23 protein-coding genes and 1 pseudogene are annotated in these 20879 nt (G+C 61.0%); 19 read left to right on the forward strand and 5 right to left on the reverse strand.

Features of this window, described 5'->3' with window-relative positions; translation table 11 throughout:
* The first annotated feature begins 244 nt into the window (after nucleotides 1-244).
* The 6 genes from cysS to cimA are packed head-to-tail and all read left to right on the forward strand — an operon-like array spanning nucleotide 245 to nucleotide 5654.
* On the forward strand, nucleotides 245-1621 hold the full coding sequence (gene cysS / locus FHT92_RS02715) for a cysteine--tRNA ligase (RefSeq protein ID WP_183744298.1): 1377 nt from the start codon (nucleotides 245-247) through the stop codon (nucleotides 1619-1621).
* Nucleotides 1618-2094, forward strand: a complete 477-nt coding sequence (locus tag FHT92_RS02720) for a GFA family protein (protein ID WP_183744302.1) — start codon at nucleotides 1618-1620, stop codon at nucleotides 2092-2094. Before cysS ends, FHT92_RS02720 begins: the two co-directional genes overlap by 4 nt.
* Nucleotides 2094-2564, forward strand: a complete 471-nt coding sequence (locus tag FHT92_RS02725) for a GFA family protein (protein WP_183744305.1) — start codon at nucleotides 2094-2096, stop codon at nucleotides 2562-2564. The genes FHT92_RS02720 and FHT92_RS02725 overlap by 1 nt, the downstream gene beginning before the upstream one ends.
* Before the next feature lie 11 nt (nucleotides 2565-2575).
* Nucleotides 2576-3052: a GFA family protein gene (locus FHT92_RS02730; protein ID WP_183744308.1), complete on the forward strand. Its 477-nt coding sequence runs from the start codon at nucleotides 2576-2578 to the stop codon at nucleotides 3050-3052.
* On the forward strand, nucleotides 3049-4008 hold the full coding sequence (gene pip / locus FHT92_RS02735; RefSeq protein WP_183822346.1) for a prolyl aminopeptidase: 960 nt from the start codon (nucleotides 3049-3051) through the stop codon (nucleotides 4006-4008). Before FHT92_RS02730 ends, pip begins: the two co-directional genes overlap by 4 nt.
* A 29-nt stretch (nucleotides 4009-4037) precedes the next feature.
* Nucleotides 4038-5654 carry a citramalate synthase gene (cimA, locus tag FHT92_RS02740; RefSeq protein WP_183744314.1) on the forward strand — a complete coding sequence of 539 codons (1617 nt, stop codon included), beginning with the start codon at nucleotides 4038-4040 and terminating at the stop codon, nucleotides 5652-5654.
* A gap of 71 nt (nucleotides 5655-5725) precedes the next feature.
* Here the strand turns inward: cimA and FHT92_RS02745 are convergent, their stop codons facing one another.
* The gene (locus FHT92_RS02745) at nucleotides 5726-6586 is read right to left on the reverse strand and encodes a protein-L-isoaspartate O-methyltransferase family protein (RefSeq protein WP_183822349.1); all 861 of its coding nucleotides are present in this window, start codon (nucleotides 6584-6586) and stop codon (nucleotides 5726-5728) included.
* Nucleotides 6587-6700: 114 nt separating this feature from the next.
* On the opposite strand from FHT92_RS02745, the gene rarD reads away from it, so the two are divergent.
* Nucleotides 6701-7615, forward strand: a complete 915-nt coding sequence (gene rarD / locus FHT92_RS02750; protein WP_183744319.1) for an EamA family transporter RarD — start codon at nucleotides 6701-6703, stop codon at nucleotides 7613-7615.
* A 67-nt stretch (nucleotides 7616-7682) separates the two neighbouring features.
* Here rarD and FHT92_RS02755 read toward each other — a convergent pair whose 3' ends face one another.
* Nucleotides 7683-8306: a TIGR00730 family Rossman fold protein gene (locus FHT92_RS02755; RefSeq protein WP_183744322.1), complete on the reverse strand. Its 624-nt coding sequence runs from the start codon at nucleotides 8304-8306 to the stop codon at nucleotides 7683-7685.
* Between the two features lie 156 nt (nucleotides 8307-8462).
* Here FHT92_RS02755 and FHT92_RS02760 point away from each other — a divergent pair, with 156 nt between their 5' ends.
* The 5 genes and pseudogenes from FHT92_RS02760 to FHT92_RS02780 all read left to right on the forward strand — a co-directional run bounded on the left by FHT92_RS02760 (nucleotide 8463) and on the right by FHT92_RS02780 (nucleotide 14560).
* Nucleotides 8463-10517 carry a LysM peptidoglycan-binding domain-containing protein gene (locus FHT92_RS02760; protein ID WP_183822352.1) on the forward strand — a complete coding sequence of 685 codons (2055 nt, stop codon included), beginning with the start codon at nucleotides 8463-8465 and terminating at the stop codon, nucleotides 10515-10517.
* Nucleotides 10518-10679: 162 nt separating this feature from the next.
* Nucleotides 10680-12557: an ABC transporter ATP-binding protein/permease gene (locus tag FHT92_RS02765; protein WP_183822354.1), complete on the forward strand. Its 1878-nt coding sequence runs from the start codon at nucleotides 10680-10682 to the stop codon at nucleotides 12555-12557.
* A 133-nt stretch (nucleotides 12558-12690) separates the two neighbouring features.
* Nucleotides 12691-13392, forward strand: a pseudogene (locus tag FHT92_RS02770) (phosphatidylserine decarboxylase); the annotation flags it as partial.
* 18 nt (nucleotides 13393-13410) lie between these two features.
* Nucleotides 13411-14256 carry a CDP-diacylglycerol--serine O-phosphatidyltransferase gene (gene pssA, locus FHT92_RS02775; RefSeq protein ID WP_183744336.1) on the forward strand — a complete coding sequence of 282 codons (846 nt, stop codon included), beginning with the start codon at nucleotides 13411-13413 and terminating at the stop codon, nucleotides 14254-14256.
* 166 nt (nucleotides 14257-14422) lie between these two features.
* On the forward strand, nucleotides 14423-14560 hold the full coding sequence (locus FHT92_RS02780) for a hypothetical protein (RefSeq protein WP_183744339.1): 138 nt from the start codon (nucleotides 14423-14425) through the stop codon (nucleotides 14558-14560).
* A gap of 183 nt (nucleotides 14561-14743) precedes the next feature.
* Here FHT92_RS02780 and FHT92_RS02785 read toward each other — a convergent pair whose 3' ends face one another.
* A complete protein-coding gene (locus FHT92_RS02785; RefSeq protein ID WP_183744342.1) occupies nucleotides 14744-15508 on the reverse strand; it encodes an SOS response-associated peptidase in 765 nt (254 codons plus the stop codon).
* 95 nt (nucleotides 15509-15603) lie between these two features.
* Nucleotides 15604-15924 carry a YnfA family protein gene (locus FHT92_RS02790; protein ID WP_183822357.1) on the reverse strand — a complete coding sequence of 107 codons (321 nt, stop codon included), beginning with the start codon at nucleotides 15922-15924 and terminating at the stop codon, nucleotides 15604-15606.
* A 105-nt stretch (nucleotides 15925-16029) separates the two neighbouring features.
* On the opposite strand from FHT92_RS02790, the gene FHT92_RS02795 reads away from it, so the two are divergent.
* The 7 genes from FHT92_RS02795 to FHT92_RS02825 all read left to right on the forward strand — a co-directional run bounded on the left by FHT92_RS02795 (nucleotide 16030) and on the right by FHT92_RS02825 (nucleotide 20167).
* On the forward strand, nucleotides 16030-16446 hold the full coding sequence (locus tag FHT92_RS02795; RefSeq protein WP_183744348.1) for an NUDIX hydrolase: 417 nt from the start codon (nucleotides 16030-16032) through the stop codon (nucleotides 16444-16446).
* Nucleotides 16447-16509: 63 nt separating this feature from the next.
* Nucleotides 16510-16992, forward strand: a complete 483-nt coding sequence (locus tag FHT92_RS02800) for a TIGR02301 family protein (protein WP_183823805.1) — start codon at nucleotides 16510-16512, stop codon at nucleotides 16990-16992.
* Nucleotides 16993-17095: 103 nt separating this feature from the next.
* Entirely contained in the window at nucleotides 17096-17353 is a 258-nt protein-coding gene (locus FHT92_RS02805; RefSeq protein ID WP_018115578.1) for a hypothetical protein, read from the forward strand.
* A gap of 19 nt (nucleotides 17354-17372) precedes the next feature.
* A complete protein-coding gene (locus tag FHT92_RS02810) occupies nucleotides 17373-18125 on the forward strand; it encodes a hypothetical protein (protein WP_183822360.1) in 753 nt (250 codons plus the stop codon).
* Nucleotides 18126-18195: 70 nt separating this feature from the next.
* The gene (locus FHT92_RS02815; protein ID WP_183822362.1) at nucleotides 18196-19035 is read left to right on the forward strand and encodes a YgfZ/GcvT domain-containing protein; all 840 of its coding nucleotides are present in this window, start codon (nucleotides 18196-18198) and stop codon (nucleotides 19033-19035) included.
* Entirely contained in the window at nucleotides 19032-19640 is a 609-nt protein-coding gene (locus FHT92_RS02820) for a YfbR-like 5'-deoxynucleotidase (RefSeq protein WP_183822365.1), read from the forward strand. Before FHT92_RS02815 ends, FHT92_RS02820 begins: the two co-directional genes overlap by 4 nt.
* The gene (locus tag FHT92_RS02825) at nucleotides 19637-20167 is read left to right on the forward strand and encodes a tyrosine phosphatase family protein (protein ID WP_183822368.1); all 531 of its coding nucleotides are present in this window, start codon (nucleotides 19637-19639) and stop codon (nucleotides 20165-20167) included. The genes FHT92_RS02820 and FHT92_RS02825 overlap by 4 nt, the downstream gene beginning before the upstream one ends.
* 130 nt (nucleotides 20168-20297) lie before the next feature.
* Here the strand turns inward: FHT92_RS02825 and FHT92_RS02830 are convergent, their stop codons facing one another.
* Complete coding sequence (locus tag FHT92_RS02830) at nucleotides 20298-20813, reverse strand: superoxide dismutase family protein (protein ID WP_183744362.1); 516 nt, start codon at nucleotides 20811-20813, stop codon at nucleotides 20298-20300.
* Nucleotides 20814-20879: the final 66 nt, after the last annotated feature.

Genomic DNA, 20879 nt, shown 5'->3' on the forward strand with positions numbered 1-20879 from the left:
CCTGTGGTCAGCACATCACGGGCGCCGAGCGAACTCCCTCCGGATGGGTCCTTGCCCTCTTGACCAAACTCCGATCCCGCGCCATAAAACGCGTCATGAAAACGGTTACCTGCATTATTTGCCGGAAGATTATTCGCTAGCCCAAAGCTGGCCTGGCCGTTTTCGTCTCCCAAATGTCCAAGATGCGAAACGCCCCGGCCTGCCGGTGGCAGTATTTTGTGCTTATGCATATCGGGAGAGTGAAATGGGCGGTACGCCGGAACTGAAGCTGTACAACACGCTGACGCGGGAGAAATCGGTTTTCAAGCCGATCGATGCCGAAAACGTCCGCATGTACGTGTGCGGCCCGACGGTCTATGATTTCGCCCATATCGGCAATGCGCGGCCGGTCATCGTCTTCGACGTGCTGTTCCGCCTGTTGCGCCATGTCTATGGCGAAAGCCACGTCACCTATGCGCGCAACATCACCGACGTCGACGACAAGATCAACGCGCGGGCGCTGCGCGACTATCCGGGCCTGCCGCTGAACGCGGCGATCCGGGCGGTGACGGAAAAGACCGAGAAACAGTTTCTCGACGATGCCTTGGCACTAGGGTCGCTCGAGCCGACAGTGCAGCCGCGTGCGACCGACAATATCGCTGAGATGATCGAGATCATCGAGCGGCTGATTGCGCGCGGCCATGCCTATCAGGCATCAGGCGAAGTGTTGTTCGACACGAAGTCGATGGCCGATTACGGCCGGCTTTCGAAGCGCAATCTCGATGAGCAGCAGGCGGGCGCCCGCGTCGCCGTTGATGCGCACAAGAAGAGCCCTGGCGACTTCGTGCTCTGGAAGCTCTCAGACGAAAACGAACCCGGCTGGGAAAGCCCCTGGGGCCGCGGCCGTCCGGGCTGGCATATCGAGTGCTCGGCAATGAGCGGGCGTTATCTCGGCGACGTCTTCGATATCCATGGCGGTGGGCTAGACCTGATCTTCCCGCACCACGAGAACGAGATCGCCCAGTCGCGTTGCGCCCATGGCACTGACGTGATGGCGAATGTCTGGATGCATAACGGCTTCCTGCAGGTCGAAGGCCGCAAGATGTCGAAGTCCGAAGGCAATTTCGTTACCATCTACGAATTGCTGCACACGGAGACTTTCGCTGGCCGTCAGTGGCCGGGCGAAGTGCTTCGCCTTGCTATGCTGATGACGCATTACCGCGAGCCGATCGACTTTTCGGTCAAGCGGCTGGAGGAAGCCGAACGTCTGCTAGCCAAATGGCCGGCGGCCGAACCTGGTGATGCCAAGCCGGATGAGACCGTGCTGAACGCGCTCGCCGACGATCTCAATACGGTCGCAGCTGTCCAGGCGCTGCATGCGCTCGCCCAATCCGGCAACGACGCGGTCTTTGCGGCCAGTGCGGCCCTGCTCGGCGTGCTGCCGAAGAAGACGGAAATTGATGAGGCGGTGGCGGCCGAGATCGATGCGCGCGTCAGGGCTCGACTGGAGTTGCTCAAGGCAAAGAACTTCGCCGAAGCCGACAAGATCCGCGATTCGCTTGCTGCCGAGGGTATCCAGCTCAAAGATGGCAAGGATCCGGCAACGGGCGAACGCGTGACGACGTGGGAGGTGAAGAAATGAACACCTATACCGGTGGATGCCAATGCGGAGCGATCCGGTTCCGGGTGCGGGGTACGCTCCCGAGCTCCTCGATCTGCCATTGCCGCATGTGCCAAAAGGCGTTCGGCGCCTACTACGCGCCGCTGGTTTCCGTACGCGGGATGGAATTCGAGTGGACCAGAGGGCAGCGAAAGACCTTCCGATCCTCGAATTTCGTCAGTCGCGGCTTCTGCGGCGATTGCGGTACGCCGCTGACCTACGAGGCGCCCGACGGTATGGCCGTCGCGGCTGGCGCGTTCGATGATCCTTCTCTGCTGCCGCCGACTATTCAGTGGGGCGTGGAAGGCAAGATCGGCTTCGTCGATCATCTGCATGAACTGCCGGGCGAACGGACCGAGGCGGATGTCGCCGCAGGCTCCTTCCTCCGCGAGATCATCTCCTATCAGCATCCGGACCACGATACGCCGGTCTGGCCGCCGGAGGATCACGCCTGATGGAAACGGTGGAGCAAACTGGGGGTTGCCAGTGCGGCGCAGTTCGCTATCGGGCGCGTGGCGAACTCGGCTATCCGCATATTTGCCACTGCCGCATGTGCCAGAAGGCCGCCGGCAATTATTTCCTGCCGCTTGCTGCGGCCATGCGTGAAGGTTTCGAGCTGACGCGCGGAGAGCCGAAATGGTTCCACTCTTCCGGTCTCGTGCGGCGCGGCTTTTGCGGCGATTGCGGCACGCCGCTTTTCTACGACAGTCCCGATGCCGACTCCATCAACATCACGCTCGGATCGCTCGATGATCCGCAGACGGTAAAGCCGGTCATGCAGTCCAATCTCGACAGCAAAATGGTCTGGTTTCATGCGCTCGATGGCTTGCCTGTCGAGCCGGAACCGGAAACAAACGATCGCGAGAACAGGATTGCGGCGAGCAACCGTCAGCATCCCGACCACGATACATCCCATTGGCCTTGAGGAGCTTCTCCATGACAGAGACGACGAGAACAGGCGGTTGCCAGTGCGGCGCCGTGCGCTTCCGTATCACAGGCAAGCTCGGACGCCCATCCATCTGCCATTGCCGCATGTGCCAGAAGCAGTTCGGCGGTTTCTTTTCCGCGCTGGTGACGGCGCCGGAAGAAGGCATGGAGTGGAGCCGCGGCGAGCCCGCCTATTTCCAGTCCTCGGTCAATATCGAGCGCGGCTTCTGCCGGGATTGTGGCACGCCGATGACCTATCGACATCCGGGCGGACTGGAACTTGCGATCGGCACATTCGATGACCGCAGTGATCTCGCCCCGCAGATCCAGGTTAATTACGATGCACGCCTGCCCTGGGTCGAGACGATCTTTGAAGCGCCCGTGCATAGGGATCCGGATTTCTATGCACGGCAGGAAGCGATCATCTCCTTCCAGCACCCCGACCATGATACCGCCGTCTGGCCCGCGAAAGGCGTGAAGATATGACCGAAGTGCTGCGCACGCTCTATCCCGAAATCGAACCCTATGCGTCCGGCCATCTCGATGTCGGCGATGGCCATGTGATCTATTGGGAACGCTGCGGTACATCAGGCGCCAAGCCGGCAGTCTTCCTGCATGGTGGTCCCGGCGGCGGCATCTCGCCCGTTCATCGCCGCCTGTTCGATCCAAAGCTCTATGATGTGATGCTTTTCGACCAGCGTGGCTGCGGCAAGTCGACCCCGCATGCGAGCCTTGAAGCCAACACCACCTGGCACCTCGTTGCCGATATCGAGCGGCTACGGGAAATGGTTGGCGTCGATAAATGGCAGGTCTTCGGCGGCTCCTGGGGCTCGACGCTGGCACTTGCCTATGCCGAGAAGCACCCGGAGCGCGTCTCCGAACTCATCGTGCGCGGCATCTACACGCTGACGCGGGCCGAGCTCGACTGGTATTATCAGTTCGGTGTCTCCGAGATGTTCCCGGACAAGTGGGAGCGCTTCGTGGCACCCATTCCTGCGCAAGAGCGCCACGAGATGATGCTCGCCTATAACCGCCGCCTGACCGGCTCGGACCGCGCCGTTGCTCTCGAAGCCGCGCGAGCCTGGAGCATCTGGGAGGGCGAGACGATCACGCTGCTGCCGGAAAAATCGACCAGCGGCAAGTTCGAGGAAGCCGAGTTCGCCTATGCCTTTGCGCGCATCGAAAATCATTTCTTCGTCCATGCCGGCTGGATGGATGAAGGCCAACTGCTGCGCGATGCCTATAAGCTAAGGAACATTCCCGGCGTAATCGTCCACGGGCGCTATGATATGCCCTGCCCGGCCAAATATGCCTGGCTGCTGCACAAGGCATGGCCAAGGGCCGAGTTCCACCTGATCGAAGGGGCCGGGCATGCCTTTTCGGAACCCGGCATTCTCGACCAGCTGATCCGGGCGACGGACCGGTTTGCAGGCAAACAATAAAGCCGCAAGCGGCGACAGGAAACATCACTATGGCACGCGAAAGAATCTACCTCTTCGATACGACGCTCCGGGACGGGCAACAGACGCCCGGCATCGACTTTTCCGTCGAGGACAAGATTGCGATTGCGAGCATGCTGGACGAATTCGGGCTCGATTATGTCGAGGGCGGCTATCCGGGCGCAAATCCGACCGACACCGCCTTCTTCGCCGAGAAGCGCACCAGCCAGGCCTCCTTCGTCGCCTTCGGCATGACGAAGCGGCCGGGTGTTTCCGCCTCCAACGATCCGGGCATCGCAGGCCTCCTGCAGGCGCGCAGCGACGCCGTCTGTTTCGTCGCCAAGAGCTGGGATTACCACGTGCAGGTGGCGCTCGGCTGCACCAACGAGGAAAACCTTGAATGCATCGCCGAAAGCGTCAAAGCCGCTGTTGCCGCCGGCAAGGAAGCGCTTGTTGATTGCGAGCATTTCTTCGACGGCTACAAGGCCAATCCGGAATATGCGCTCGCCTGTGCGAAGACCGCCTATGAGAACGGCGCGCGCTGGGTGGTGCTCTGCGATACCAATGGCGGCACGCAGCCGCCGGAAGTGCGCGCCATCGTCGAAGCCGTGATCGCCTTCGGCGTGCCGGGCCACTGTCTCGGCATCCATGCGCATAACGATACAGGCCAGGCGGTCGCCAATTCGCTCGTCGCGGTCGAGGCAGGCGTGCGCCAGATCCAGGGTACGCTGAACGGCGTCGGCGAACGTTGCGGCAATGCCAATCTGGTGACGTTGATCCCGACACTTGCGCTGAAGAGCGCCTACAACACGCGTTTCGAAACGGCGATCGACGCAGAGCGGCTGACTAACCTCACCCGCCTGTCGCACGCCTTCGACGAACTCCTGAACCGCTCGCCGGATCATCAGATGCCCTATGTCGGCGCGTCTGCCTTCGCTACCAAAGCCGGCATCCATGCTTCGGCGCTTGTAAAAGATCCGCGCACCTACGAGCACGTGCCGCCGGAAAGTGTCGGCAATTTCCGCAAGGTCATGGTCTCGGATCAGGGCGGCAAGGCGAACTTCATCAATGCACTGAGGCGACGTGGCATCGACGTCGCCAAGGACGATCCGAAGCTCGATCTCCTGATTTCGATCGTGAAGGAGCGCGAGGCGTCCGGCTATGCCTATGAGGGTGCCGATGCGAGCTTCGAGCTTCTGGCGCGCCGCACCATGGGCACCATCCCGGACTTCTTCTCGATCGACGGCTTCCGGGTGATGATCGAACGGCGCTTCGATTCCCACGGGCGTATAAAGATCGTCTCCGAAGCCGTCGTGAAGATCGCCATCGACGGGCAGACGCTGATGTCGGTCGCGGAAGCCGAAGGCCCGGTCAATGCGCTTGACCTCGCGTTGCGCAAGGATTTCGGCAAGTATCAGCATGAGATCGACGATCTCGTGCTCGCCGATTTTAAAGTGCGTATCCTCAATGGCGGCACCGAGGCCATCACCCGCGTTCTCATCGAATCCACTGATTCCAGCGGCGTGCGCTGGTGGACGGTCGGCGTTTCCGAAAACATCATCGACGCGTCCTTCCAGGCGTTGATGGATTCGGTCATCTACAAGCTGATGAAGAACCGGCAGCTTGCTGGCAAGATCGCAGCCGAATGAGTGCTATTACGTCCGGAATCGCGTGAAAACAAAGAGATAGAGCATTTCCATGCGAAAAAACGGAAAATGCTCTATCGGAGGCCCCAGTCCTGCTCCGAATGCCATTCGTCCTCATCTCTTGGCGTCTTCCAGCGCAGCCGAGTGACCTTTTCCATGCCGCCATGCCGGAATGCGGATTCCAGCGCCTTATAGGTCTCGAGCGTGCCTGATGCGGCATGACCCCAGACGAAGAAGGTGGGGCTGAGATAGCGGGCGCGATAGTGGTTGAGCATGCGCTGGATCAGGAAGAAACCGCCGCCGGCGCTGCGTGGCCGCAGATTTTCGTTGCCGTCACGCGAGGGTGCGCAGAGTGGAAAGATCAGCCTGCCGCCAACGGCGAGATTATCGATCCAGGCTTCGGCGGGCCTATGGACCGCGAAATTGACATAGACCGCATCCGCCGGCGATTGCGGCCATTCCAGGCCATTACCACAGATCACCTCGACATTGCCGTAGGAAGCCAGGTTAACGGTGGCGCGGGCGGCAAGCGCCCGGTCATATTCGATCGCCACGACATGACCGGCGCTTCCGACTAGATGCGACAGCATGGCGGTGTAATAACCGCCGCCGGCACCGATATGGCAGGCCGTTTCTCCCGGCTGCGGCGCAAGCCAGTGGAGGCCGAGCGCATGCAGCGAAGGGCTGCCATTGTTGACCTGCCGTTCCTCCTGCAACGCAATAAGGACATCCTGATAGAGGATGACGGGGTCGGTGGATGGCATGTCCTGATAGCCGGACCCGTTTGGCATACGCCACGGCGGCGGGCCTACGAAATCCTCCCGCGGCACCGTCGCAAAGGCCTGCCGCAGCCGCTCGTCATCAGCGACACCCATCTTTGCCAGCATCTGGGCGGCATAGGCTTGCCGGCAGACCGCCAGTTCGGTTTCGTCCATGCTTGCCTCTCTTCGCGGCACTGCAGGTGCGGTTCCATTCAATGAAATGAATTGGCCTATTCACGCCGCTTAAGCTAATGCGGATCAGAAACAGAACAAAGATGGAAACACCCGATGTCTGCCGATGCAAGCGCCTCCTTTATCAAGAACGAAGACAGTCCGCGCGGCTTTGCCTTCGCGCTGACGGCCTATCTTCTGTGGGGCTTTCTGCCGATCTACATGAAGGCGGTCGCGCATATTTCGCCTGCCGAAGTCATCGCCCATCGCATTTTATGGTCGCTGCCGCTTGCCGGCATCGTGCTTCTGGTGCTCGGACGCACGCAGGATATCAAGGTCGCGCTGCGCTCTCCGCGCATGCTCGCCATGGCAATGATGACCGCGGCACTGATCACCGTGAACTGGGGCACCTATGTCTGGGCGATCGGTGCTGGCCATTCGCTCGATGCGGCCATGGGCTATTTCATCAATCCGCTCTTCAGCATCTTCCTCGGCGCCGTGCTCCTGAAAGAAAAACTGCAGCCGTTGCAGATTGCGGCGATCTGCCTTGCCGGCCTTGCGGTCGTCGTCCTCGCCTTCGACAGCGGCGGCATTCCATGGGTGGCGCTGACGCTGGCGTTCAGCTGGGGCTTCTATGCCCTGTTTCGCAAGACGCTGCCGCTCGGGCCGAACCAGGGCTTCTTCCTGGAAGTGCTGATCCTCAGCCTGCCCGCCCTGCTCTACATCCTCTACCTGGAATTCGTCAGCGGCGAAGGACATTTCTACCGCACGGGCTTTAGCGATACCGCTCTGCTGCTTGGCTGCGGACTGATTACCGCCGTACCGCTGATGATCTACGCTAACGGCGCCAAGCTGCTCCGGCTCTCGACCATCGGCATCATGCAGTACATCGCGCCGACGATGATCTTCCTCATCGCCGTTTTCGTGTTTCACGAAGAGATGGGTACGGCACGTATGATCGCATTCCCGCTCATCTGGGCAGGCCTGTTCTTCTACAGCTGGTCGATGTTGAGGACGACGCGCGGACGTTAGAGCCGGCGTGTTTCCTACGCAATTCCGGACGCAAACCGCCGCACGCTTTGCTGGAATCGCATGAAGCCTACATCTTCGAAATGACCTCATCCTCGCCGTCACGGTCGGCGGCAAGCTCTGCCGCCTGCGCCATGATGGCCGGGATGACGCCGGAGATCTCGTCGATGACGAGCGGCTGGACGCGATGGGCGGTATGCACGAAACCCTCGCCCGTCATGTGGCGCAAGAGCTCCATCATCGGATCCCAGAAGCCGTTGATGTTGGCAAAGACCATCGGCTTTTCGTGACGGCCAAGCTGCGCCCAGGTCATGATCTCGACGATCTCTTCCAGCGTGCCGATACCGCCCGGCAGGGCCACAAAGGCGTCCGAACGCTCGAACATCGTGTGTTTGCGCGCATGCATGTCAGGAGTTACAATAAGCTCGTTGAGCTGGCCGAGCGAATGGCGAGTCGCTTCCATGTCGATCAGGAACTCGGGAATGATGCCCGTCACCTGGCCGCCGTTGGATAAGGTCCCGCTGGCCACAGCGCCCATGATGCCCTTTGTGCCGCCGCCATAAATCAGGCGAAGGCCATATTCCGCAATCTCTTTTCCGAGCGCGCGGCCCGCAGCCATATGGGAAGGATCGCGTCCCGGCCGAGAGCCGCAGTAAACGCAAATGGATCGAATCGGTACAGATTGTTCGGTCATAAGGGAAAAACAACTATTCCATTTCAATGCAGTCAAGAAAATTGACTGAAAAGCGACGTCCGGAGCTTGAGTATTTGCTTTGAATGCTTGTGCAAAGCAACGGGAATCGCTAGCAATTTCTGAATACTACGGCAATTTGCCGCCTTTGGAGACGCAATGATGAAAAACCGTGCCGGCTTGCTGGCCCTAGCAGTGCTCGTAATCGCAATCATACTGATGGTGTTTTTCGTCATGCCCCGGCTCGGTTCTGATGTGGCGAAGGTCGGTGACGCCATCAACCAGGCTGGCACCGAGGTCAACAATACGGTTAACGAAACATCCAAGACTTCCCGTTCCGCTGTCGCGGATGCCGCAGAGGCCGCCCAGAAGATCGGAAGCCTCACTGCCGATGCCGTCCGGTCCCTCTCCGGCCTGAAGGCGCTGTTTGCCGACGGCAAGGTGCCCGCCGCCGATGCGCTTGCGGGCGCAAAGACCGCAGCCGTGAACACGTTGACCGCGATCGTCGATTTCGCTGCCCCTGAAGGTCTCGACACGACCACTGCCGGCCTCGTCTCCAAGGCCAAGGATGGTGCCGGCAAGGCCCGCGACATCATCCAGAATCTTCCTGAAAATGCCGCCGATGCTTTGGCCGCCCTCGCACGCGCCGAAGCCGCGCTGACTGGTGCGTCGGAGCCAGCCGGCCAGCCGGCCGCAGCCAATGGCCAGACTGCTGCCGATACCGCGTCCAACAGCGGTCCAAAGATCCCGGCATTCGACGTGCTTCGCGTCGAGCCAGACGGTTCGACCGTCATCGCCGGTTCGGCCGAGCCGAATGGCAAGCTGGAAGTGCTCGACGGCGACAAAGTGGTCGTGACGACCGATGTCGACGGCACCGGCGATTTTGCAGCCGTTCTCGACAACCCGCTTCCGGCCGGCGATCACCAGCTCGTGCTGAAGGTAACCGGGAAGGATGGCAAGACCACGCTGTCTGAAGAAGTTGCGACCGTTTCCGTGCCGAAGGACGGGAGCGGCAGCGAGTTGCTCGCCATGGTTTCCAAGCCCGGCACGGCCAGCCGCATCATTACCGCGCCGAAGGCCGAGGTCGCCGACGCCCAGACGCCAACTGCCAATGACGCGGCCGTGGCAGCCGCCGGCAACCAGACGGCCGACAACACGCAGCCTGCTCCCAATGGCACTCCGAATGACCAGGTCGCGATGCAGACGCCGAACACGCCCGCAACATCAGACAATGCGATCATTCCCGGCACCCAGCAGGGCAACGCGGCTGCCGCCGATGTGATGATCAATGCAGTCGAGATCGAGGGCAACAAGATCTTCGTGGCCGGCACGGCGCGAAGCAATGCCAAGGTCGTCGGTTACGCCGACGATGCGTTGATCGGCCAGGATACGGCGGAGCCGGACGGTCACTTCGTTATCAGCGGCGCAATGAATCTCTCGGTCGGCGATCACAAGATCCGTGTCGATGCCGTCGATGGCTCGGGCAAGGTCCTCGTCCGTGCGACCGTCAATTTCAACCGTCCGGAAGGCAATCAGGTGACGGTTGCCGCGCAGTCGGGCAATAATGCCAATCAGGCGATGGTGCCGCTCGACGAGGGCCAGCTCGGCAAGCTCGAGGGCGATGCGACGAAAGCCTTCAGCCTGCTGAAGGGCCTGTTCGCGGACGGCAAGCTACCGGGTGCGGAGCAGCTCGCAGCAGCCCGCTCGGCCACCGAGTTCGCGCTGCGCGCGCTCGTCGACTTCCGTCCCGGCATCGAAGCGACCGACGCCTTCAAGCAGGCATCGGCTTCGGCCTCTCAGGTTGCGGCGAACGCGCTGACGATGCTGCAGAGCCTGCCGAAGGATGCCAAGTCGGTCGGCGCGGCGCTCGACAAGCTCGGCGCGATCATTGCCGAACTGACAGTTCCCGGCGCCAATGTCGCGCCGATGCCGTCAAACGAGGCATCGGCGGCCGGCCAGCCGAAGACGATCGAGCAGGCGCCGCTGACGGCAAACAACAACGCTGTCATCATTCGCCGTGGCGATACGCTCTGGCAGATCTCCCGGCGTACCTATGGCCTTGGTGTGCGCTATACGACGATCTACATCGCCAACGAGGACAAGATCCTCAATCCGGACCGCATCCGTCCGGGTCAGGTCTTCGGCCTGCCGAAGGATGCGCTTCCGAATGCGGAGGAGCTGCACCGCAAGCGGCTCTCGGGCGGACACCTCTGATTCAAAAAAACGGCGGCCCATCGGCCGCCGTTTTCGTTAGGACCGCGCGCAATACCTCGCCGATAAAATCCCTATCAATGTTGTAATCCGCCAGCCGGTGGCATATCTCGCGGGGGCGGCGACAGGCCGCGGCGACAGCGGCCCGCCGGGCTGGAGACAAGCATGGCAAACGGCAAGACAGTTTCAGACTCCAACCTATTGGGAACGCTCTACAATCTTTGGCCCTATATGTGGCCGAAGGACAGGCCGGATCTGAGGATGCGGGTCGTCTGGGCCTCGGTCTACCTGCTCATCTCGAAATTCGTGCTGCTGCTGGTGCCCTATTTCTTCAAGTGGTCGACCGATGCGCTGAACGGCAGGATGGACCTGCAGGGCACGCTGCCGCCTCTGCTGATTGGTGCCACCGCTCTCGTCATCGCGTATAACCTAACCCGTCTCATCCAACTCGGCCTCAACCAGCTCAGGGACTCGCTCTTTGCCAGCGTCGGTCAATATGCGGTGCGTCAGCTTGCCTACCGCACCTTCGTGCACATGCACGAGCTTTCCCTGCGCTTCCATCTGGAGCGCAAGACGGGCGGACTTTCGCGCATCATCGAGCGCGGCACCAAGGGTATCGAAACGATCGTGCGTTTCACGATCCTGAACTCGATCCCGACAGTCATCGAATTCCTGCTGACGGCGGCGATCTTCTGGTGGGGCTATGGCTTCTCCTATCTCGCCGTCACCGCCTTCACCGTCTGGGCCTATATCTGGTTCACCATCCGCGCTTCCGACTGGCGCATTTCCATCCGCCGGGCGATGAACGACAGCGATACGGATGCCAATACCAAGGCAATAGACTCGCTCCTCAACTTCGAGACCGTGAAATATTTCGGGAATGAGGAGATGGAGGCCAAGCGCTTCGATAAGTCGATGGAGCGCTATGAAAAGGCGGCGACAGATGTGTGGACCTCCCTCGGCTGGCTGAACTTCGGCCAGGGCGTGATCTTCGGCATCGGCACGACGATCATGCTCGTCCTCTCGGCCTGGTCGGTCCAGCGCGGCGAGCACACGGTCGGCGATTTCGTCTTTGTCAATTCCATGCTGCTGCAGCTTTCCGTGCCGCTGAACTTCATCGGCTTCGTCTACCGTGAAATCCGCCAGGGCTTGATCGATATCGAGCAGATGTTCGATCTTCTGGAAGTGAAGGCCGAGGTTCTGGACGCGCCCGGCGCGACGGCGCTCGCCATCGGCCAGGGCGCCATCTCCTTCAAGGACGTGCATTTCGCCTATGATCCGGCCCGGCCGATCCTGAAAGGCATTTCTTTCGAGGTGCCCGCGGGCAAGACGGTTGCCGTCGTCGGTCCGTCGGGAGCCGGTAAATCGACGCTGTCGCGCCTGCTCTATCGCTTCTACGATATCCAGAGCGGTTCCATCACCGTCGACGGGCAGGACATCCGCACGGTCACCCAGAAGAGCCTGCGTTCGGTGATCGGCATGGTGCCGCAGGATACGGTGCTGTTCAACGACACCGTCGCCTATAACATCCGCTACGGCCGGCCCTCGGCCAGCGAAGCCGAGGTGAAGCAGGCGGCTGAAATCGCCCAGATCGGGCATTTCATCGAAATGCTGCCGGAGGGGTTCGAAACCAAGGTCGGCGAACGCGGACTGAAGCTTTCCGGTGGCGAGAAGCAGCGCGTGGCAATCGCCCGCACCATCCTGAAAGCCCCGCCGATCCTGATCCTCGATGAGGCGACCTCGGCGCTCGATACGACGACGGAGCGGGAAATCCAGACCGCACTCGATGTCGTTTCCAAGAACCGCACGACGCTGGTCATCGCCCACCGCCTGTCCACCGTCATCGGCGCGGACGAGATCATCGTGTTGAAGAGCGGCGAGATCGCCGAACGCGGCACGCATGCCGCCCTTCTGGAACAGAACGGGCTCTACGCGTCGATGTGGAACCGTCAGCGCGAGGCTACGCAGGCCGAAGAACATCTCAAGCAGGTCCGCGAGAGTGACGAACTCGGCATCGTCAACCGGCTGGCGCCGGCAAGCTAGTGCTGCAGACAGGCGGAACTGTCTGTTTTATTGTTTAGAACCGATGCAACGAAAGCGGCCTGAGATCCGCGCCATTGCTCATCAGGTCGTTTTTCTGTAACCAGCGGATACGAAAAACGACAGGAGACCGGCATTCATGAGCTTGTTCGATACGGTTCGCAACACGATCGTACCGGTGCACAAGGAGGGGTACCCCTTCGTCGCCGCCTTCTTCGTCGCGTCGCTCGTATTGGGCTGGCTCTTCAAGCCACTCTTCTGGGTCGGGCTTATCCTCACTCTCTGGTGCGCCTATTTCTTCCGTGATCCGGAGCGGGTGACGCCGCAGGACGATGATCTCGTCATTTCGCCTGCCGATGGCAAGGTTTCTTCGATACAGGTAGTCACGCCCCCTGCCGAGCTCAACCTCGGCAACGAGCCTATGCTGCGCATCTCCGTCTTCATGAACGTCTTCAACTGCCATGTGAACCGCGCGCCGATGCGGGGCCGCATCGTCAGCATCAATTACCGCCCCGGCACCTTCGTGAATGCCGAACTCGACAAGGCGAGCGAAGAGAACGAGCGCAACGGTCTTGTGATCGAGACCAGCCACGGCCAGATCGGCGTGGTGCAGATCGCCGGCCTCGTCGCACGGCGCATCCTCTGCTTCTCGCACGTCAATGAACCCGTCGATGCCGGCGAACGTTTCGGTCTTATCCGCTTCGGCTCGCGCCTCGATGTCTTCCTGCCGGCTAGTGCCGCACCACGCGTCTCGCTCGGCCAGACAGCGGTTGCCGGCGAGACGGTTATCGCCGAATTCGCCTCGGCAAAAGGCCCGGTCATCAGCCGTCGCAGCTAACTTTCAGGAGAGCGCGATATGGAACCACCCTTTCCGCCCTTCGAACCGAACGGCCCGAAGGACGATTCCGCCCGCGGGCCGCGCCTGCGCGAGATTCCGATCCGGCTCGTCGTTCCGAACCTCATCACCATCCTTGCCATCTGCGCCGGCCTGACCGGCATCCGGCTTGCTTTCGAAGGCCGGTATGAGCTGGCTGTCGCCATGGTGCTCGTCGCCGCTTTCCTCGACGGCATCGACGGGCGTGTGGCGCGACTGATGAAGGCCACGTCGAAATTCGGCGCGCAGATGGATTCGCTCGCCGACATCGTCAATTTTGGCGTCGCCCCCGCCCTCGTGGTCTATGTCTACGCGCTCGACGAGGCGCGTTCGCTGGGCTGGATCGCCGCGCTCATCTACACGATCGCTGCCGGCCTCAGATTGGCGCGCTTCAACGTGATGTCGGAGCGCGAGAACCGGGCGCCCTGGCAATCGGAATATTTCGTCGGCGTGCCGGCCCCGGCCGGCGCGATGCTCGTGCTTCTACCTGTCTATCTCGGCTTTCTCGGCCTCACCACCGACCGGATCTTCGCCTTTCTCTCCTCGGGCTACACGGTCCTCATCGCCTTCCTGCTCATCAGCCGCCTGCCTGTTTGGTCCGGTAAATCCGAAAGCCGGATGCGGCGCGATCTCGTGCTACCGGCGATGCTCGGCGTCGTGCTCTATGTCGCGATGCTGATGAGCTTTACCTGGGAAGTGATGGTCTTCACCGTCTGCGCCTACCTCGTTTCGCTGCCCTTCGGCGCGCGAAAGTGGAAGCGCAAATATGGCACGCTGACCATCGAGGAACCCGGTATCGGCGAGGACGACATCGGTCGTCACATCTGAGCATCCACTTTATTAAGTAAGTATTAACGAACGCAGGCTTCGGTTAAGCCTCGCGAATTATGGTTCGTGTTTACATTTCCTGATCGGCAATGCCTCTCTTTTGTCGCTATTAAAGACAAAAGAACAGGACAGATAAAATTCTAGGAAAACACGTAAGGAGAGTATCGTGACCTCGAAGAAGACAACGGAACAGCAGCAGACAGCCAAGCCGGATCTCGCGACCAACTACCGCCCGCTCGGACTCAAAGCGGTCGCTGCGGCCTCGATGATGGCAAAGCCGGCACCGGTCAAGAAGTCAGCCTAAGCGGGCGCGAAAAACCCGACGAGGAGGCTGATCGCCTGCAAGCTCCTGACGATGCCGATCATGACATCGGACCTTGCCATGCGGCGTATCTCGCGAAAGGGCTGCAAGCGACACATCTGTTAGCCAAAATTGGGGCCAGCAGACATCACCCGATTCCATTTAGCGTGACAGTGGAGCTGGGTTTCAAAAGAAGCTGAGCTGGCCGTCATCTGGTGTTTTTTTCTGCGGCGGCTTCGGCGCCTTTTCAAGCGGCACTGGATCCTGCAGGTCCGGCCCCATGTTGGCGACCTTATTGACCCTGTCGGAAACCGGAATCGCCTCGAAGAAATCCTCCTGAACCGGCTGCATCAGGCCCGCAACCTCGCGCGGCTCCTGCGTCTTGCAATCCAGCCATCGGGAAAAATCTTCCGGCTGGATGACGACGGGCATGCGGTCATGGATCGAGGAGATCGCGCCGTTTGCCTTCGTCGTCAGGATGGCGCCGGTGTCGACCTCAGAACCATCGGCCGAGGACCATGTTTCCATTAAGCCGGCAAAGGCGATAACACCGCCGCGGCGAGGCCGGATCCAATAGGCCTGTGCCTTCTCGCCGCTTTCTTTCGAAGGGCGATGCCATTCATAGAAGCCGGAGGCTGGGATGAGGATGCGGCGATGGCGCATGGCGGCGCGGAAGGAGGCCTTGCCGATCGCGGTTTCGGCGCGCGCGTTGATCAGCAGTGGAAATTCCTTGGGATCCTTGACCCAGCCCGGGGTGAAACCCCAGCGCACCAGAAGAGCGCGGCGATCAGGCAGGTTGCTGCCCGGCTCCTGCCCCTCGCCGGCGATGACGACCAGAATCGGCTGTGTCGGCGCGATGTTGTAGCGCGCCGGAAAGCCTTCCAACTCGGCAAGGCTGAAAGCTTCGGCGATATCCTTGACTACCTCTGTCAGGGCAAAACGTCCACACATAAAGGTTTCTTTGCACCCTGCCCCGGATGGGTCAAGGCGGTTTTGCCGTCGTGCAATTGCAAATGGCAGGCGCTGCACATCTTTTGCGGAATGTTCTAACCGCGCGGCCCAAAGAGGATGATCGCCGTGCCGGCAAGGCAGACCAGCGCACCGCCGACGTCCCAGTGGTCGGGAACGCGATTCTCCACCAACCAGAGCCACAGCAGCGAGGCGGCGATGTAAATGCCGCCATAGGCCGCGAAGGTGCGGCCTGCCGCTTCGCTCGGCACCAGCGTCAGCAGCCACGCAAAGAGCGCCAGCGATACCACGCCCGGCGCCAGCCACCAGACGGGCTTTGCCAGTCGAAGCCAAGCCCAGAAGGCGAAGCAGCCGGCAATTTCGAAGAGGGCGGCAAAGGTGTAGATCAGGTAGGTCAAGGGCGTCTCGCAGGAATCATGAGCCATATTCCACGCAATGCCGACGGTTGCGCAAGGTGAGCCGCCCGTGGGATAAGGCGGCATCACAGCAAAGCGTGCGAAGCGATGATCTCCCAAGCCAAACCCGCCTCTTCCGCCATTCTTGAACGTGATGGCCGATTCCTTCTCGTGCTTCGGCGAAACCCGCCTTCTGCCGACATGTATGCCTTTCCGGGAGGGCGCGGCGAACCCGGAGAGACACCTGAGGAAACGGCATTGCGCGAATTTCTGGAGGAGACCGGCATTCAGGCGCGAAACCCGCTTCTGTTTTCCACCTATGACCTGAAGACGCATGCGCCCGATGGCAGCATCAGCAGCCATTTCTTCCTTTCCGTCTTCCGCGTCGAAGCGGACCGCCATCTGGTGGCCGAAGCCGCCGACGATGCGGCAGCGATCGGCTGGTACAGTGTGGAGGAGATCCGACGCATGCCGGTGCCGCAAAGCGTGCTCGAATGCGCCGAGCGGCTCGCGGCCGGCGAATAAAAGTACTGCTGGAATAGTTTGCGGAATAGAAGTGGAAACTGCCGCATGCGCCTTGTTCCGGTCATGCTCCATGTATCAACTGGAAGCATGATTCCCGTTCGACGTGTCGTCTTGTCATCTCTTGTCTTTGGCGGCCTCGTCTGGGCCGGTGCCACAATGGCGCAAGGGGGCGCGCAAAGCGGGGTGCAGGGCGGTAAGAATGCGCCTCCGCCACCGGAGGAAATAGTGCCGCAGGTTGCGATCGTCCCCTATGACGACAAGCTGGCGCGGTTGGCTGAGGTTCTAGGTTCGGTGCATTATCTGCGCACGCTCTGCAAGGCGCCAGGGGCGGACGAATGGCGGGCCGACATGCAGCAACTGCTTGATTCCGAAACGAATGGAGAACCGCAGCGCAAGGAAAAACTGACCGCAGCCTTCAATCGGGGCTACCGGGCGTTCGCTTCGGTTTACACGGTTTGCACGCAGGCGGCCATCGTGGCGGAAGAGCGCTACCGTAACGAAGGTGCAACACTTGCCACAGAAATTACTTCGCGCTTTGGAAATTAACGTTTAATTAACCTGTTTTCGCATGCGCACGTGTCGTTTTGGGAAAAGACTGTTAGTGTTGTTAACGTAGCGGTAAGACATGAGAAGTTCTGAGGAAAAGATAATGGAACCAAGCCTCAACGACATCGACGACATGATCGTCCACGAAAAGATGCAGGCGGCTCTGGAATACCAGAACGAGGCTTGGGCCGATGGCATGGCCGATGGCATCGAGCCTGAAATCATTGCCGATGCTGCAATTGCACATGCACTGCGCGAGACGATCAGACTGCATGGAGAAGGTAGCGCCGAGGCCTTGCTCGATTCGCTTCGCGACCGCATGCTGGCAGGTGAGTTTTCCACCAACAGGACCCTGCAATAAGGGCAATAAAGAGAGTCTCATGCGTACCGGTAAAGATCTTTCCCCGCGAATCCCGCTCGCGCCGGTCCTGCTTGCCATTGGCATCGCCGCAGGCAGCATGCTGTCTGCTTCTTCCGCCTGCGCGCTTTCCGAACTTCAGAAAATCCCGGGTCAGCCCGATGCGCGGGCCACGGCGCAGCAGAGCCCGCAGCCGCCGGCTGCACCGCAGAACGGCTCTTCCGGCGTTCCCCAACCAGATCCGCTCGTCAACAAAGAGAGCGGCCAGAGCGTCGACAAGACGCCAGGTGCATCCGACGATTCCAAGCCCGTCGAAGTGATCTACGACATCAGCAAGGCGCCGGAACCGGTGCGCAAGATGCGCGAACAGATCGTCGAGGCGGCCGCCTCAGGCGATCTCGAACGCCTGCGCCCGCTGATGGGAACCGGCAGCGGCCAGACCCAGGTGACTGTCGGCGAACCCACGGACGATCCGATCGGCACACTGAAAGATCTCTCGGGCGATCCCGATGGCGACGAGATCCTCGCTATCATGCTCGACGTCATCTCGACCGGCTTCGTGCATGTCGGCCAGGGCACGCCCGACGAAATGTACGTCTGGCCTTATTTTGCCGAAAAAGACCTGAAAACGCTGACGCCGCCGGAACGCGTGGAGCTGCTGCGCATCGTCACCGCGGGCGATCTCTCGGATATGCAGGAATTCGGCGGCTATAATTTCTATCGCGTCGGCATCGCGCCTGATGGTAAATGGAAGTTCTTCACGGCCGGCGACTGACGTCGCAGCGCTTGCACCTTCAGCGTCAAAGACCTACCTCTGAGCGACCATCAACGCGACAGGTTTCGCCATGCCAGCCGTATTCCTGAAAGACCGCTCGCTCATTGCCGTCGGCGGCACGGAAGCAGAAGCTTTTCTACAGAATCTCATTACCACCGACATCGTTTCGCTGGGTGCGGACGAGGCGAGGCCGGGCGCGCTTTTGACGCCGCAGGGCAAGATCCTGTTCGACTTCATGATCTGGCGCGACGGCGACGGCTTCATCATCGAAACGGATGCGGCCCAGCGAGAATCCCTCTTGAAGCGGCTGATCATGTATCGCCTGCGTGCGCCGGTGACGCTGACGCCGGTTGCCGAGGACGGCGTGACCGTTTCCTGGGGCGAGGATGCCAAAGATGGCGTCAAGGACAGTCGCTTTGCCAAAGCCAATGTCACTGTTTTGCGTCATATCGGTCATCATGGCAGCGACGATGCGGCGCTCTACGATACGCTGCGCATCGAAAATGGCATTGTCACATCAGGGCCTGACTATGCGCTGCAGGACGCTTTTCCGCATGACGTACTGATGGATTTCAACGGCGGCCTCTCCTTCAAGAAAGGCTGCTATGTCGGTCAGGAAGTGGTATCCCGCATGCAGCATCGCGGCACGGCACGGCGTCGCGTCGTGACCGTTTCGGCGGGCGCCGCGCTGCCTGCCAGCGGCACCGAAATCACCGCCAATGGCAAGCCGGTCGGCACGCTCGGATCCGTCGAGGGGACGAGCGGACTGGCAATCGTGCGCATCGACCGCGCCGGCGAAGCCATGGCATCCGGCACGCCTCTGCTTGCCGGCGATGTTTCGGTGACGCTCAGCCTGCCTTCCTGGTCCGGGCTGAGCTTCCCGACCTCCTCGGACGAGGCCAGCGCGTGACGAATGCGAAGGCTCCACGTGCCTGGCAACGCATGCTGTCCGGCCGGCGGCTCGATCTGTTAGACCCCTCGCCGCTCGACGTCGAATTGAGCGATATCGCCCACGGACTTGCACGCGTCGCCCGCTGGAACGGCCAGACGGCAGGTGATCACGCCTTTTCCGTGGCGCAACACTGCCTTGTCGTCGAATCCATTTTCCGGCATTTCAATGAAGCCACACCCGCCGATTGCCTGATGGCGCTGCTGCACGACGCGCCCGAATATGTGATCGGCGACATGATCTCCCCCTTCAAGGCGGTCGTCGGCGGTGGGTACAAGACCGTCGAGAAGCGGCTGGAAGCGGCTGTGCATCTGCGCTTCGGCCTGCCGCCGCACCCCTCCCGCGAGCTCAAGGACAAGATCAAAAAGGCCGATACGATCGCAGCCTATTTCGAGGCGACTGTTCTTGCCGGCTTCACGCCGGCCGAAGCGCAGAAATTCTTCGGCCAGCCGCGCGGCATCACGCGAGACATGCTCGCGATCGACCCCGTCCCCGCGCTCGAAGCGCAGCGGCTCTTCTGCGAGCGCTTTGCCGAGATCGAGGCGAAGCGGAGCGCTGGCGCGTGACCGTGATCGTGGTTTCTCCCCTGGCGCGTATCGGCGAAATGGCCGTGCGGCACAAGGCGCGCGAGATGATCAGCCTGATGGCGAAGGAGCAGGCCTTTCACCGGCCGGGCGTCATCCAGGCCGACCGGCATCTGCTGCTCAACATGAACGATATTGTCTTCAAGGGTACGGGTGATCTCGTGGCGCCTGACGAAAAGCACGTGCGGGCGATCATCGATTTTGCCGCCGGCTGGCAACAGGAGGCACCACTGCTCGTCCATTGCTGGATGGGTGTATCGCGCTCGCCTGCCGCGGCGCTGATCGCGGCTCTCTCGCTCGCGCCCGAGCAGGAGGATATGGCGCTTGCCCATCGGCTGCGAACCGCTTCGCCCTATGCGACACCAAATGCGCGGATCGTCGAAATCGGCGATGCGCTGCTTAACCGGCGCGGCCGGCTCGTCGATGCCGTGAGAGCCATCGGCCGTGGTGCGGAGGCTAATGGCAACGCACCTTTCGTGCTGCCCGTCAGGGACAATTCAAACGGTTGATGCTCCTCGCCCCCTCCTCCATCCGGCTTCGACGAGCACGCGGAACAGCCGGTTTGGGTGATGGCGAGCCCCATCAGCCGCTCGGCCTAATCCGGTACGGCCGCCGGCGCCGACCAGACGCAGCCAGAACCTATTTGATCACGCCGCAGGCGATCCTGTCGCCGGCGCCGCCGGATGGCTGGCTTCGATAGTCATCAGAATCGGCATGCACCATCAGCGCCCGGCCACGCACGCCATCCTCCTTGCCATCGAGCGAGATCATGGTGTCGAAGATCTGTGCGCGCAGGATGCCGTCCTGACCGACAAACTGGTTCGGCATGTCGCCTGCATGCGGTCCCTTGGCCGCCAGGAAACCATGCTCGGCCTTGGTCGGATTGAAATGGCCGCCAGCTGATTCATGATGGGATGCCGCGTCACAGCGGCCCGTTTCGTGGATATGAAAGGCAACCCACTTATTGGCCGGCAGGCCGGAAATTTCCGCCTCGATGAAAACGCCGCCATTGGCGGCAGCGGTCAGCGTGGCGCGGCCTGCCTCCTTGCCGTCGGGACCGATAAAATTCGCCGTCGCCGTCTGCTTATCCTGAGCAAAACCTTGGGACGCCGCCCCAAGCATGCCGAGGACAGCGATGATGCCTATGATTTTCATCGGGATTCCTTCCGTTTCGGGGACTGAGTCCCAACGCCTCACAAAGGAAGGTGTTCCGGTCTGCAT

The sequence above is a fragment of the Rhizobium sp. BK377 genome (genome assembly GCF_014193935.1).
Classification (GTDB): Bacteria; Pseudomonadota; Alphaproteobacteria; order Rhizobiales; family Rhizobiaceae; genus Rhizobium.